At 64.5% G+C, this 13,394-nt stretch carries 13 protein-coding genes; 5 read left to right on the top strand and 8 right to left on the bottom strand.

What is annotated here, in order from left to right:
* Positions 1-113 precede the first annotated feature (113 nt).
* The gene (gene hemJ, locus MESOP_RS04455) at positions 114-680 is read right to left on the bottom strand and encodes a protoporphyrinogen oxidase HemJ (protein ID WP_013892131.1); all 567 of its coding nucleotides are present in this window, start codon (positions 678-680) and stop codon (positions 114-116) included.
* Positions 680-1,711 (bottom strand): uroporphyrinogen decarboxylase, encoded by a 1,032-nt coding sequence (gene hemE, locus MESOP_RS04450; RefSeq protein WP_013892130.1) that lies wholly within the window; start codon positions 1,709-1,711, stop codon positions 680-682. The genes hemJ and hemE overlap by 1 nt, the downstream gene beginning before the upstream one ends.
* 310 nt (positions 1,712-2,021) lie before the next feature.
* On the opposite strand from hemE, the gene MESOP_RS04445 reads away from it, so the two are divergent.
* The 5 genes from MESOP_RS04445 (at position 2,022) to dnaQ (ending at position 6,137) form a co-directional block, all read left to right on the top strand.
* Complete coding sequence (locus MESOP_RS04445; protein ID WP_013892129.1) at positions 2,022-2,936, top strand: pyruvate, water dikinase regulatory protein; 915 nt, start codon at positions 2,022-2,024, stop codon at positions 2,934-2,936.
* 238 nt (positions 2,937-3,174) lie between these two features.
* Complete coding sequence (locus tag MESOP_RS04440) at positions 3,175-3,774, top strand: Maf-like protein (RefSeq protein WP_013892128.1); 600 nt, start codon at positions 3,175-3,177, stop codon at positions 3,772-3,774.
* The gene (locus MESOP_RS04435) at positions 3,767-4,609 is read left to right on the top strand and encodes a shikimate dehydrogenase (RefSeq protein WP_013892127.1); all 843 of its coding nucleotides are present in this window, start codon (positions 3,767-3,769) and stop codon (positions 4,607-4,609) included. The genes MESOP_RS04440 and MESOP_RS04435 overlap by 8 nt, the downstream gene beginning before the upstream one ends.
* A complete protein-coding gene (gene coaE, locus MESOP_RS04430; protein ID WP_013892126.1) occupies positions 4,606-5,193 on the top strand; it encodes a dephospho-CoA kinase in 588 nt (195 codons plus the stop codon). Before MESOP_RS04435 ends, coaE begins: the two co-directional genes overlap by 4 nt.
* A 218-nt stretch (positions 5,194-5,411) precedes the next feature.
* Entirely contained in the window at positions 5,412-6,137 is a 726-nt protein-coding gene (gene dnaQ, locus MESOP_RS04425; protein ID WP_013892125.1) for a DNA polymerase III subunit epsilon, read from the top strand.
* A gap of 3 nt (positions 6,138-6,140) precedes the next feature.
* Here dnaQ and MESOP_RS04420 read toward each other — a convergent pair whose 3' ends face one another.
* From MESOP_RS04420 to MESOP_RS04395, 6 genes are all read right to left on the bottom strand, one after another.
* On the bottom strand, positions 6,141-7,100 hold the full coding sequence (locus MESOP_RS04420) for an alpha/beta hydrolase (RefSeq protein WP_013892124.1): 960 nt from the start codon (positions 7,098-7,100) through the stop codon (positions 6,141-6,143).
* A 9-nt stretch (positions 7,101-7,109) separates the two neighbouring features.
* Entirely contained in the window at positions 7,110-7,790 is a 681-nt protein-coding gene (locus MESOP_RS04415; protein WP_013892123.1) for an isochorismatase family protein, read from the bottom strand.
* A 92-nt stretch (positions 7,791-7,882) separates the two neighbouring features.
* Positions 7,883-9,187, bottom strand: a complete 1,305-nt coding sequence (locus MESOP_RS04410) for a M24 family metallopeptidase (protein WP_013892122.1) — start codon at positions 9,185-9,187, stop codon at positions 7,883-7,885.
* Positions 9,188-9,508: 321 nt separating this feature from the next.
* Positions 9,509-10,477, bottom strand: coding sequence for a GlxA family transcriptional regulator (locus MESOP_RS04405; protein ID WP_013892121.1), 969 nt, complete (start codon positions 10,475-10,477; stop codon positions 9,509-9,511).
* Positions 10,478-10,545: 68 nt separating this feature from the next.
* Positions 10,546-11,727, bottom strand: coding sequence for a trans-sulfuration enzyme family protein (locus MESOP_RS04400; protein WP_013892120.1), 1,182 nt, complete (start codon positions 11,725-11,727; stop codon positions 10,546-10,548).
* A complete protein-coding gene (locus tag MESOP_RS04395; RefSeq protein ID WP_013892119.1) occupies positions 11,724-13,163 on the bottom strand; it encodes a pyridoxal-phosphate dependent enzyme in 1,440 nt (479 codons plus the stop codon). The genes MESOP_RS04400 and MESOP_RS04395 overlap by 4 nt, the downstream gene beginning before the upstream one ends.
* Between the last annotated feature and the right edge of the window lie 231 nt (positions 13,164-13,394).

The following is a 13,394-nucleotide window of genomic DNA, read 5'->3' as shown; positions in this document are numbered from 1 at the left end:
ATGCCGGGCGCGGCCGAAAACAGTGAAGGGCGGCGCATGACGGGAAGGAAGACCCGTCTTTTATCGTCGGTCGGGTGAAAGAGCAAGCTGCGTTTTACGCGACCGATAGAGGCCTAGAACGGCTTGACGACAACCAGGATCACGATTGCGATCATCAGCAATGTGGGGATCTCGTTGATCATCCGCCAGTGCTTCGCGGACTTTTCGTTGGCATCCTCGGCGAATTTCCGCACCGCGCCGGCCAGATAGCCGTGGACGGCGGACAACAGCAGCACGAAACCGATCTTGGCGTGCAGCCAGCCACCCTGGAAACCAAAGCCTTTCCAGGCCAGCCATAGTCCGAACATCCAAGTCGCGATCATCGCCGGATTGATGATGCCGCGCAGCAGGCGCCGCTCCATCACCTTGAAGGTCTCCGACTGGACCGAGCCCTTCTCGGCATCGGCGTGATAGACCAGCAGCCGCGGCAGATAGAGCATGCCGGCCATCCAGGAAATGACGGCCAGGATATGGATCGCCTTCGCCCAGGGATAGAAACCGTCGGGTGCAACGAAAAACAACAGCGCCGTCAGCACGATCAGCGCGGCGATGCCGACGGTCATGCGCATCATCGCCTGGCCGGTGCTGCCCCCACTGTTAGTCGTGTTGCCTGAATTGTTCATCTCTTTTGGCCGAGCCATCAGCGTGCCGCGCTCCTCACCAGTTTCACCATCGCCTCGACATGCGCCACCGGCGTCTCCGGCGTAATGCCATGGCCGAGATTGAAGATCAGCGGTCCATCCCCCAACGCCCCGAGAATCGCGTCGACGCCATCGGATAATGCCTTGCCGCCGGCCACCAGCCGCAAGGGATCGAGATTGCCCTGGACGGCACCAGAGCGCTGCAAGTCCTTTGCTGCCGCCAGGGGCACCGTCCAGTCGATCCCCAGCCCCGCCACACCGGTCTTCTCGCGATAGCTCTGGTAGCGGGCGCCGGCGCCCTTGGGAAAACCGATGACCGGCACATCGGGATGAACGGCTCTTACCTGCCTGACGATCTCGGCCACCGGCTCGACGCAGAACTGTTCGAAGGAGGCGTCGTCGAGCACGCCCGACCAGGAATCGAAAATCTGCACCACGTCGGCACCCGCTTCGATCTGGCGGATCAGATAGGCGGCGGAATGATCGGCCAGCACCTTCAGCAGCTGTTTGAACGCTGCCGGTTCGCGGTAAGCAAACAGCCGCGCCGGTGCCTGGTCCGGCGTGCCATGGCCGGCGATCATGTAGGTCGCCACCGTCCACGGCGCGCCGCAGAAGCCGATCAGCGTCGTCTCGTCAGGCAATCTTGCCCGCAAGCGGCGAACCGTCTCGTAGACCGGTTCGAGATTCACGTGAAACACATCGCTTTCCAGAGCCAAAATTTCCGCTGCCGAGATCGGCGTCAAAAGCGGTCCTCTTCCCTCCTCGAAGCGCACGTCGCGGCCAAGCGCATGCGGAACGACAAGGATGTCCGAGAACAGGATCGAGGCATCGAAGCCGAAGCGTTCGATCGGCTGCAGCGTCACTTCGACCGCAAGGTCGGGATCATAGCAGAGGTCGAGGAACGAACCGGCCCGCCGGCGGGTTTCACGATACTCCGGCAGATAGCGTCCGGCCTGGCGCATCATCCAGAGTGGTGGAGGAAAAATCGCCTTGCCCTTCAGGACATCCAGCATGATCCGGTTCTGGGGCATCGAGCGCTCGCTTCTCCAAGCCTCTTTCTAATCAAATATTCTTATATCTAAGATTCTTCTGATTCTAAGAGTCTGTTGGTTCTGGTGGTTGCCACCTGTCCCGCTTCATCAGGCAAAAAGCCAGCAAGCATATTGTCGCGCGCTCGTTTGGCCGGATTGTTGGGTTCTGGGGACAGTCGGGAATCCATCATCGCTTCCAAAGCCTTAGGACCCGGCCGGAAAACCCGGCCCTGTGGACAGGCCAAGGCCAAGCAAATCCGTCCACGGACTTGTCCCCAGCCCTCCGACGAAGCTGACAGCACATCGAATTGTGGACAAACTGGCATCTGATACAGTCGCCTCCAACGAGCCTGGCTCGCTGTCCAACCTTATCCACATCCGCCCACAGCCCCAGGTGATCCCTGTGAACAAACCCCAGAGCTTCTTTCACCTGCACCTGATTTCCGACGCGACCGGCGAAACGCTGCTCGCCGCCGGGCGGGCGGCTTCGGCGCAATACAAGGACGCGCGCGCCATCGAGCATATCTACCCGCTGATCCGCACCGAAAAGCAGGTGGCGAAAGTGTTCGAGGACATCGAGGAGGAGCCCGGCATCATTCTCTACACCGTCGTCGACCAGAAACTGGCGCGCGGCATCGATGAGCGCTGTGCGGCGATGGGCCTGCCCTGCGTCTCCGTGCTGGAGCCGGTGCTTACCGTCTTCCAGTCCTATCTAGGCACGCCGGCCGGCCGGCGCGTCGGCGCCCAGCATGTCCTCGACGCCGAATATTTTCGCCGCATCGATGCGCTCAACTTCACCATGGACCATGATGACGGCCAGTTGCCGCTCAACATGGACGATGCCGATGTCGTGCTGATCGGCATCTCGCGCACCTCGAAGACGCCGACCAGCATCTATCTCGCCAATCGCGGCATCAAGACCGCCAACATTCCGATCGTGCTCGGCGTGCCCGTTCCCGAAAGCCTGGTCGCGGCCAAGACCCCCCTGGTGGTCGGGTTGATCGCCACCGCCGAACGCATCTCGCATGTCCGCCAGAACCGCATCCTGGGCAACAGCAGCTCCTACGTGCCGACCGATTATGTCGACCGCGCCGCCATCAACGAAGAACTCGCCTACGCCCGCCAGATCTGCACGCGCCATGGCTGGCCGATGATCGACGTCAGCCGCCGCTCGATCGAGGAAACCGCGGCGGCGATCGTTGCCCTGCGGGGGAAGTCGCGCTAGGGCAGACGAGATAAGTGAGCATTCCGTCACGCACCCCTCATCCGTCGCCTTCGGCGACACCTTCTCCACAAGGGGAGAAGGAAGAACTCGGCGCTAGCGTCCCGCAGATTACCACCAGTTGGCGATTTGCAGCAGCGTCAGCGCAGCACCTCCCTTCTCCCCTTGTGGGAGAAGGTGGCCGAGCGAAGCTCGGTCGGATGAGGGGTGCGTGACGGAACGCCAACTCTGGTGAACAAGCATGACCGAGAAAATCATCCTCGCTTCCGGCAGTCCGTTCCGCAAGGCGATGCTGCTCGATGCCGGTATCGACGTCGAGGCGGTGCCGGCCGAGGTCGACGAGCGCGCGCTCGAGGCGCCGTTGCAGGATAGCGGTGTTTCGCCGGAAGACGTCGCCCTGGTGCTGGCCGAGGCCAAGGCCACCGAGGTGAGCGAGCGCAGGCCAGGGGCCCTGGTGCTCGGCTGCGACCAGACCTTGTCGCTGGGTGACGAGGTGTTCCACAAGCCCGCCGACATGGAAGGCGCGCGGCGTCATTTGCTGGCGCTGTCCGGCAAGACCCACCAGCTCAACAGCGCTGCCGTCCTGGTGCGTGACGGCAAGGTGCTGTGGCGCCATGTCGGCATTGCCTCCATGACCATGCGCAAGCTCGATCCCGCCTTCATCGGCCGCCACCTCGCCCGCGTCGGCGCCAGGGCGCTGGCCAGCGTCGGCGCCTACCAGGTCGAGGGCGAAGGCGTCCAGCTCTTCGAGAAGATCGAAGGCGACCATTTCACCATTGTCGGCCTGCCGCTTTTGCCGCTGCTGGCCGAACTGCGCACGCTGGGAGCGATCGATGGCTGAGGCGACGAAGAAGGCCTTTGTCACTGGCCATCCGATCAAGCATTCGCGCTCGCCGAAGATCCACGGCCATTGGCTGGCCAAGCATGGCATCGACGGCAGCTACGAGGCGATCGATGTCGCGCCGCACGACTTTGCCGAATTCCTGGCAACCCTGCAGGCCAACGGCTATCGCGGCGGCAATGTCACCATCCCGCACAAGGAAGCCGCCTTTGCGCTGGCCGGCCGCCGCGACCAGGCGGCGGAGGAGATCGGCGCCGTCAACACGCTGTGGTTCGAGGACGGCACGCTGTGGGGCGGCAACACCGACGGCCATGGCTTTGCCGCCAATCTCGACGACCACGCGCCGGGCTGGGCGAACACCGGCCCCGCGGTCGTGCTCGGCGCCGGCGGTGCCTCCCGCGCCGTCATCCACGCGCTGAAAGAGCGCGGCATTTCCGACATCCGCATCGTCAACCGAACGCTCGCCCGGGCGGTGGAGTTGCGCGATCGTTTCGGCGCCGGCGTTTCGGCGCACGGCATGGCTGAGACCGGCGAACTGCTTGTCGATGCCGGCCTGCTGGTCAACACCACGGCGCTCGGCATGGTCGGCAATGAGGGCCTCGCCGCCGATCCGGCCCTGCTGCCGAGCCATGCGATCGTCACCGACCTTGTCTATGTGCCGCTGGAAACACCGCTGCTTGCCGCCGCAAGCGCCCGGGGGCTGAAGACGGTGGACGGCCTCGGCATGCTGCTCAACCAGGCCGTGCCCGGTTTCGAACACTGGTTCGGCGTCAGGCCGCAAGTCACGGCCGAGCTGCGCGCGATCATCGTAGCCGACCTGGTGCCGAAACCATGATCGTGCTCGGCCTCACCGGTTCGATCGGCATGGGCAAGTCGACGACGGCCAAGATGTTCGCCGAGGCCGGCGTGCCAGTCCACGATTCCGACGAGACGGTACACCGCCTCTATGCCGGCAAGGCAGCGCCTCTGGTCGAGGCGGCTTTCCCGGGAACAACCGCTGCCGGCGTGGTCGATCGAGCAAGACTTGGCGCCCGTGTACTTGGTGACCCCGCCGCGCTGAAGCAACTCGAAGCCATCATCCATCCGCTCGTGCGCGCCGACGCCGACGCCTTCCTGGCCAGGCATCGTACCGCGGGCGAATCGATCGCCGTGCTCGACATTCCGCTGCTGTTCGAAACCGGCGGCCGCAACCGCGTCGACAAGGTCATCGTCGTCACCGCACCCGCCGAAGTCCAGCGTCAACGCGTGCTGGCACGACCAGGGATGACCGAAGAAAAGCTGGCGGCGATCCTGGCCAAGCAAGTGCCGGATGCCGAAAAGCGCAGGCTGGCGGATTTCGTCATCGACACCGGCGAGGGGATGGATGCCGCACGTGCTGAGGTCGATGCGATCATCGCGGAGTTCACTGGGGATCACTAGGCTCTTCCTTCCCCCCTTGTGGGGGGAAGGTGGATCGGCGCGCAGCGCCGAGACGGATGAGGGGGTGTTCCAGCGGAGTGAGGCGTCCGCTTTCCCTGGAGCACCCCTCATCCGACCGCTTCGCGGCCACCTCCCGCAAGGGGAGAAGGGAAAACAGGCATTTCCCATTGCCATTTTGTTCCGGTCTCGCGATTCTGCTCCCAGGAGCACCTGATTCGATGCGCGAGATCATCTTCGATACAGAAACCACCGGCCTGGATTCGCGCGACGACCGCGTGATCGAGCTGGGCGGCGTCGAGCTGGTCAACCGGTTCCCGACCGGCCGCACCTTCCACCACTACATCAATCCTCAAGGGCGCGCGATCCATGCGGAGGCGCAAGCCGTGCACGGCATCAGCGCTGCCGACCTCGCGGGCAAGCCGACCTTTGCCGAGATCGTCGAGGAATGGCTGGCCTTCACCGACGGCGCCAAGCTGGTCGCGCACAATGCGACCTTCGATATCGGCTTCCTCAACGTCGAATTCGGCCGGCTCGGCCATCCCGTCATCGATCCCGGCCTTGTCGTCGACACGCTGGCGCTGGCGCGCCGCAAGCACCCGATGGGCCCCAACTCGCTTGACGCCCTCTGCCGGCGCTACGGCATCGACAACGCCAAGCGCACCAAGCACGGTGCCTTGCTCGATTCCGAATTGTTGGCCGAGGTCTATATCGAGCTGATCGGCGGCAAGCAGGCCGCCCTCATCCTGGACAGCGCGACCGCGCCGGCGCAGCGCGGCGAAAATGTCCGCCACATCGAAATCATTGCCGCCGTGCGCCCGGGTCCGTTGCTGCCGCGCCTGACCGAGGCGGAGCGCGCCGCCCATGCCGCCATGGTCGCCACGCTCGGCGAAAAGGCGCTCTGGCTGAAGGCCACATCATCCGAGGCAAAGGCCGCGGCGTCGTAAGAGTCAGTACGGCCACTCGCCGCGACCCAGAGCCGCGATCGCCGAAATGATGCGCCCAAAGGCTTGCGCCGCCGCCGGCACCGTGGTGCGGGCGCGCAGGAAACTGTGCACCAGGCGTTTTTCCTCATGCCACCATGCCTTGCCGCCAGTCGCCAGGATGCGGTCGCGATAGGTCTCGCCATCGGATGACAGCGGATCGCATTCGGCCGTGACGATCACCGTCGGTGGCAGGCCGGAGAAGTTCCTGTCGCGCAAAGGCGAAAATGTCGGATCGTCCTGCGATTGCCGCTTGGCCGACCGCACGTCGCGGTAGAAGGCAATGTCGCCGACGGACAGCAGCGGCGCGTTGGCGTGTTCGACATAGGAGCCGGACCTCTCGTCGCCGCCGAGGCCGGGATAAATCAGCACCTGGCCGATCGCAGCGCGGGGATGACCGCGCGTCGCCTGCGCCACCGCCGCCGCCAGATTGCCGCCGGCGCTCTCGCCGCACAGCACGATCGGTTGGCCGGTCGTGGCCGCCGCCCATTCGAAGGCGGCCAGCGCATCGTCGAAGGCGGCGGGGTGGATATGTTCGGGCGCCAGACGGTAGTCGACGGACAGCACGGCATAGCCGGTGCCGGCACAGATTTCCGCGCAGATGTCGTCATGGCTGTCGAGCCCGCCAAGAATGAAGCCGCCGCCATGGAAATAGAGCACTTTTGCCCGCGCGGCGGTGCCGGCGAGCTGGTAGCGCCGGACGGGAATGTCGCGGCCGGCGGCAGCGATCAGCCCGTCCTTGGCGATGACGCCGGGCGGATAGGGCTGGCGCAGCGCCCGGCACATGCGGTCGTAGATCGCGCGCTGTTTGGCGATCGGCAGGTCGACGGTTTCGGGCGGATACCAGGCATTGATGGCGTCGATATAGGCCCACAGCGCCGGATCGAGCCGTGTCTCGTATTCGCCGCGGCTGGTCTTGTCAGTCATGCCGGCAATTCAAAGCTCGGCATAGAGCGCGGCCGCATTGTCGAAGCTGAAGCGCAGCGGCACCGAGCCCTCGACCTGCCAGGCCGTCACGCTTTCGCCCGCCAGCAGCCGGCAGGCGCCGTCGGTGTCGATGACCGCGCCGCCATAGAGCCGGTTGGCGAGGTTGAGGATGCCGGTCTGGTGCATGGCCGCGCTGCCGCTGCCGCAGGCATCCTTGACCAGCAGCACGCGAAATCCCCTGGCCACGGCGTCCTTCACGGATGCGTCGATGCAGGCCTCCGTCCAGACGCCGGCGACGACAAGCCATTCGATGCCGCTTGCCTTCAACTGATCGGCACCCGGCCCCGAACGGAAGGCGCTGGCCTCGGCCTTGATCAGCAGCGCCTCGCCCTCGGCCGGCGCCACCTCTTGGCAGATTTCGGTCAGCGGGTCGCTCTTGTCGGAGAAGGCCGACTTGCCGTCGGCCCCGACCGGGTGAAACGGCCGGTCCTGTTTGTCGAGATCGACGATATAGGCCCAGTGATAGAGCGGCACATGGTTCTGCCGCGCCGCCGCCTGCAGGCGCTGGACGTTGGCGAGGATGTTGGCAAAGCCCTCGACCAGATAGCGCGGATCCTGCCGGTGCTCCTCCTGCAGGTCGATGAAGACGGCGGCCACGGTGCCGCGCTTCATGGAGATGGGGCTTTTCATGCGGATGCGCCTGGGTGATGCATGGGCAAGGCAGCCAAAGACTCTTCCGTAGGCCGGCGGGACAGGAACGAGGCGCTCATTGGTTACCACCGTCAAACCTGCTTCTCCAAAAACTCGTCCTCATAGGGGAAGCGCGACAGAAGCTCCGTACCAGTCTCGGTGATCAGGATCTCGTCCTCCAGCTTGACGCCCTCGCGGCCGCCCTTCTCGCCTATATAGCTTTCCACGCTCACCACCATGCCTGGCACGATATGGCCGTCGCGGCCATAGGTCTCGTAATCCATGGCATGGGCAATGAACGGTGTCTCGCCATGCATGCCGACGCCGTGCATGACCGAGGTGTAGCGCTGGTCGACGAAACGGTCCGGGATCTTCCAGGCCTTCTCGGCGATCTCGCGGAACGCCATGCCGGGTTTGACGATCGAAATGTTGTGTTGAACCTGGTCATGCGCCATGCGGTAGAGCGACTTCTGGTAGTCGGTCGGCTTGCCCGGCCCGCAGCGGAAGGTGCGCGAGAAATCGGAATAATAGCCATAGCAGCCGATCGTGTCGGTATCGAGCGCCAAAAGTTCGCCGGGCCGGATCTTGCGGCCGCTGGCCTCGTTGAACCACGGGTTGGTGCGCTGGCCCGACGTCAACAGCCGCGTCTCGATGAACTCGCCGCCCTGGCGGATGACCTCGCCATACATGATGGCGAACAGCTCGTTTTCGGAGACGCCGGGTTTGATCGCCTCGCGCACCGCGTAGACCGCGGCCTCGGCGCCAGCCATCGACACCTGCAGGCACTTCACTTCCTCGGGCGTCTTCACCGCGCGCACGGCAAGAATCTCGCCCTGGCAATCCTTGACCTCGCAGCCGCGTTTTTCCAGCGCCAGCGCCTGCAGATGGCTGCAGCGGTCGAGCCCGAGCTTCATCGAGCCGCCGCCATGCTTTTTCAACAGTTCCGCGATCTCGTCGGCGAACGGGCCGGCGGTCTCGTCGTCGCGGCCGGAGACCGACGACCAGACGAGCTTGGAAGGACGCGCCTCGTCGATCGTGTCGAGCACCATCGAGACATGGTAGCTCTGCGGATACTCGAACAGCACGATCGGCCCTTCGGTCGGGATAAAGAAATAACGGGTCGAGTTGCGCAGGAAATAGCCGAACATGTTGCGCGAGCCGGTGGCGTAGCGCTGGTTGTAGGGGTCGAACAGCACGACCCCGCCATAGCCGGCCTCACGCATCCAGCCGCGCAGCTTGGCCAGCCGGCCTTTGCGCAGGGCGTCGGCGTCGATGAAGGACGGCTCGGTGTCGGACAACCACATGCCGCCCGCCGAATCCGCCGCCGCGGGGTGGCGCATGCGATCCTTGAAGTCGACGTCCTCGGTGCTGTCGGGGTCGAAAACGACGATGCTCATGGGTGGCTGGCCTTGGTGGGTTGGGAGGGCTGAGCATGGCGCAGCGGGGACCGGAGGATTGTGCGGAAAACCGCGTGTGTTGTGCGGAATGCCGCTGGGCCAATGAGAGATGCTGGCGGGACAGCACCCCCCTCTGCCCTGCCGGGCATCTCCCCCGCAAGGGGGGAGATCAGCTGTCATTTCCGGCTTTCGCCAATCTCCAGCGATGCAAGGTGAACGGCGGCATCGAAACTGCCAATCTCCCCCCTTGCGGGGGAGATGTCCGGCAGGACAGAGGGGGGTGCTGTCCCGCTAACCTCTCATAGCGTCAGTGAGCGCAAACTACTGCCTCCTCGCCAGTTTCGGCGCGTGCCCATGCTCTTCCCGAAAGGCCCGGGCAAAGCTCGACATCGAGGCGAAGCCGCAGGCCAGAGCCACGTCGCGCACGGCAAGCGTCGAGTGCGCCAGCAGGTCGGCGGCGCGTTTCAGCCTGAGCCGCCGGTAGTAGCCGTTGGGCGAGATGGCGAGTTCGGACCGAAAACTGCGCTCGAGCTTGTCGGAGGACACGCCGAGCCGGGCCGTCAGCTCCGCCATGCCGAGCCGCTCCTCCACCGCGTCCTCCATGATGGCGATCGCCGACAGCACCAGCTCGTTCTGCACGCCGGTGCGCAGCCTGAGCGGCATCAGCTTGCGGTCGACGCTGGAACGCAACTGGCTGTGCACGAACCATTCGGCGACGCCGGCGGCAAGCTCGGCGCCGTAATCCCGGGTGATGATCTCCAGCATCATGTCGAGGCTGCCGACGCCGCCGGCCGACGTAAAACGCTTGCGGTCGATGACATAGAGGTCGCGCCGCAGCTCGATGTTCGGGAACGCCTCGGTGAAGGCGGCCTGGCTGGTCCAGTGCAAGGTGCAGGCATGGCCGTCGAGCAGGCCCGCGCGAGCCAGGAAAAATGCCGCATCCGCCACCGCGCCAATATGCGCGCCACTGCGCAAGCTGCGGCGGATCCAGTTTGCCGCGTCCTCGGCGACCAGGTGATCGGCATCGCCGCCCGAGCACACCACGATGCGGTCGACCTTCGGCGCGTTCTCCGCGTAAAAACCCGGTTGGATGACGACGCCGTTCGAAGCCTCGACCGCCCCTTTCGTGCCGCCGACGATGATCCAGCGATAGCACTGCCGCTTGGCCAGCACATTGGCGGCGCGCAGCGGCTCGATGACGGAGCTGAACGCCATCATCGGAAAGCCGGGAAACACCAGCACCGCGAAGGTGAGGGTTTCGGTGGGTTTCGGGGGTTCGCGCGTGGCCATGATGTCCGCAGCCGAAATTGAGGAGGCTACAATTCGGGCAGATGGCGTTCGCGGTCAACCGGGATGAGCTATCCCCCCAGCGCCTGATCCAGATCGGCGATCAGATCATCGCCATCCTCGATCCCCGCCGACAGCCGCACCAACGAATCCGATATGCCGATCTCGACCCGCTTCTCGGCGGGAATGGACCCGTGCGTCATCAGCGCCGGGTGTTCGATCAGGCTCTCGACCCCGCCGAGGCTTTCGGCCAGCGTGAACAATTGCGTGCGTTCGAGGAAGCGTTTTGTCCCGGCAAGATCGCGGTCGAGCACGACGGTGATCATGCCGCCGAAGGCGTACATCTGCTGGACGGCGATGGCGTGCTGCGGGTGGCTGGCGAGGCCGGGATAGATGACGCGGCGTATGTCCTTGCGGGCTTCCAGCCACTGCGCGATCTTCAGCCCGTTGTCGGAATGACGCTCCATCCTGAGCGCCAGTGTCTTCAGGCCGCGCAGCGCCAGGAAGCTGTCGAACGGACCCGATATGGCGCCGATGGCGTTCTGCAGGAATTTCAGCTGGGCGGCCAGCTCCTTGTTGTCGCCGACGACGGCGGCGCCACCGACCATGTCGGAATGGCCGTTGAGATATTTGGTCGTCGAATGGACCACGATGTCGATGCCGAGTTCCAGCGGCCGCTGGATATAGGGGCTGCAAAACGTATTGTCGGCGACCGACAGGATGCCCTTGCGCTTGGCAAGTGCGGCGACGCCTTCGAGGTCGACGATGCGCAGCAGCGGATTGGTCGGCGTCTCGACCCAGAGCATCTTGGTCTCCGGCCGGATCGCGGCCTCCACCGCCGCAAGATCGGTGAAATCGACGAACGAGACCTGCAGGCCGGCAGAGCGCTTGCGCACCCGCTCCATCAGCCGGAAGGAACCGCCATAGATGTCGTCGGTGGCGACGATATGCGCGCCGCTGTCGAGCAGCTCCAGCACGGTGGCGATCGAGGCCAGCCCGGAGGCGAAGGCGAAAGCCGCCGAGCCGCTTTCGAGGTCGGCCACGGCGCGCTCGAAGGCAAAGCGCGTCGGGTTCTGGCTGCGGGCATATTCAAAGCCCTTGTGCACGCCGGGCGACTGCTGGCCATAGGTCGAGGTGGCGTAGATCGGCACCATCACGGCACCTGTCAGCGGATCGTGGCGCTGGCCGCCATGGATCGTGCGCGTCGAAAAAGCCAGGCGGTTTTTGCCCGCTGGTGGGGTATGGCTGGTCATCGTGCGCGCCTCAAATGATTGATCAGGTCGATGCGGGTAATCAGGCCGACGAACTCGTCGCCGTCGAAGATGATGGCGACCTCATTGCGGTCGAACACCGGCAGCAGCGCATCCAGCGTCTGGCTGGCCTGCAGCGTGTGCAGGTTGGAAGTCATCGCCGTGCGCACCGGCATGTTGAAGCGTTCCCAACGCCCGTCATAGGGACCGTCGACATGGGCAAGAATATCGCTTTCGTCGACGATGCCGACGAGCTTGCCATTGTCGAGCACCGGCAGCTGCGAGACATCGGATCGGCGCATGCGGCCATAGGCGTTGAGCAGGCTTTCGTCCGGCCCGATAGAGACGGTGTCGCCGGTGCGATGCGTGCGCATGACGAGGTCGCGCAGATCGCCATGCTGTTCGTGCTCGGCCAGCCCCTGCTCGGCCAGCCAGAAATCGTCGAACACCTTTGACAGGTATTTGTTGCCGCTGTCGCAGACGAAGGTGACGACGCGCTTGGCCGTCGTCTGTTCGCGGCAATAGCGCAAGGCCGCCGACAAAAGCGTGCCCGAGGATGAGCCGGCCAGGATGCCTTCACGGGACAAGAGATCGCGCACCGCCAGCATGCTCTGCTTGTCGGTGATCGAATAAGCTTTTTTGACCAGCGACAAATCGGCATTGGGCGGCACGAAATCCTCGCCGATGCCTTCCACCGTCCAGCTGCCGGCCTCTTCCATCTTGCCGGTCTTGATCAAGGGCGCCAGCACCGAGCCGACCGGATCGGCCAGCACCATTTCGGTCTTCGGGGAAACCTTGGCGAAGTAACGGCCAAGGCCGGTCAGCGTGCCGCCCGAGCCGACGCCGACAACCACCGCGTCGACATCGCCGTCAAGCTGCGAAAAGATTTCCGGGCCGGTGGTGGTTTCGTGGGCCAGCGGGTTGGCCGGGTTGGCGAACTGGTTGGCATAGAAGGCGCCGGGCACCTCGGCAGCGATCTTCTCGGCCATGTCCTGGTAATATTCGGGGTGGCCCTTGCCGACATCGGAGCGCGTCATGCGCACCTCGGCGCCCAGCGCGCGCAGATGCTGGATCTTTTCACGCGACATCTTGTCGGGCACGACCAGCACGATGCGGTAGCCCTTGGGAATGCCGACCTGGGCAAGGCCAAGGCCGGTATTGCCGGCGGTCGCCTCGACGATGGTGCCGCCGGGCTTCAGCCTGCCCTCTTTCTCGGCCGCCGCGATCATCGACAGCGCGATGCGGTCCTTGATCGAGCCGCCCGGATTCTGGCTTTCGAGCTTGATGAACAGCCGGCACTTGCCGGTGTCGAACTTGGTCAGCTCGACCACCGGCGTCTGGCCGATAAGGTCGAGAACCGATTTGTAGGGCGAACGCAGACGGGATGTCGCGCTTTCCGAGGGGTCGCTGTCAGGCGCGGCGATCTTGTGCTTGCTCATATCGAAACTCCCTGATCAAGCGACCGCCTCGCAGGCTGGGCGGCAGCGTAGCCTCTTTTCCGGCCGTTTACAGTTGGAAAGAAGATAGATCGTGCCAATCGGCCGGCCAGATAAGGAATGAAATTCCGGGTCTGGCGGTGGCGTACACCAGCCTCCCAATCCACGATTGGCGGGACGCACCCCCCTCTGTCCTGCCGGACATCTCCCCCGCAAGGGGGGAGATTGGCCGTC

It is taken from the genome of Mesorhizobium opportunistum WSM2075 (genome assembly GCF_000176035.2).
GTDB classification, from domain to species: Bacteria; Pseudomonadota; Alphaproteobacteria; order Rhizobiales; family Rhizobiaceae; genus Mesorhizobium; species Mesorhizobium opportunistum.
The sequence above is the reverse complement of the archived record's forward strand: the minus strand, read 5'-3'. Positions and strand labels throughout refer to the sequence as shown.

Bases quoted from the DNA above. Each gene is read 5' to 3' on its own strand.
- hemJ (WP_013892131.1), bottom strand. From the start codon at position 680: ATGGCTCGGCCAAAAGAGATGAACAATTCAGGCAACACGACTAACAGT.
- hemE (WP_013892130.1), bottom strand. From the start codon at position 1,711: ATGCCCCAGAACCGGATCATGCTGGATGTCCTGAAGGGCAAGGCGATT.
- MESOP_RS04440 (WP_013892128.1), top strand. From the start codon at position 3,175: ATGACCGAGAAAATCATCCTCGCTTCCGGCAGTCCGTTCCGCAAGGCG.
- MESOP_RS04435 (WP_013892127.1), top strand. From the start codon at position 3,767: ATGGCTGAGGCGACGAAGAAGGCCTTTGTCACTGGCCATCCGATCAAG.
- coaE (WP_013892126.1), top strand. From the start codon at position 4,606: ATGATCGTGCTCGGCCTCACCGGTTCGATCGGCATGGGCAAGTCGACG.
- dnaQ (WP_013892125.1), top strand. From the start codon at position 5,412: ATGCGCGAGATCATCTTCGATACAGAAACCACCGGCCTGGATTCGCGC.
- MESOP_RS04420 (WP_013892124.1), bottom strand. From the start codon at position 7,100: ATGACTGACAAGACCAGCCGCGGCGAATACGAGACACGGCTCGATCCG.
- MESOP_RS04415 (WP_013892123.1), bottom strand. From the start codon at position 7,790: ATGAAAAGCCCCATCTCCATGAAGCGCGGCACCGTGGCCGCCGTCTTC.
- MESOP_RS04410 (WP_013892122.1), bottom strand. From the start codon at position 9,187: ATGAGCATCGTCGTTTTCGACCCCGACAGCACCGAGGACGTCGACTTC.
- MESOP_RS04405 (WP_013892121.1), bottom strand. From the start codon at position 10,477: ATGGCCACGCGCGAACCCCCGAAACCCACCGAAACCCTCACCTTCGCG.
- MESOP_RS04400 (WP_013892120.1), bottom strand. From the start codon at position 11,727: ATGACCAGCCATACCCCACCAGCGGGCAAAAACCGCCTGGCTTTTTCG.
- MESOP_RS04395 (WP_013892119.1), bottom strand. From the start codon at position 13,163: ATGAGCAAGCACAAGATCGCCGCGCCTGACAGCGACCCCTCGGAAAGC.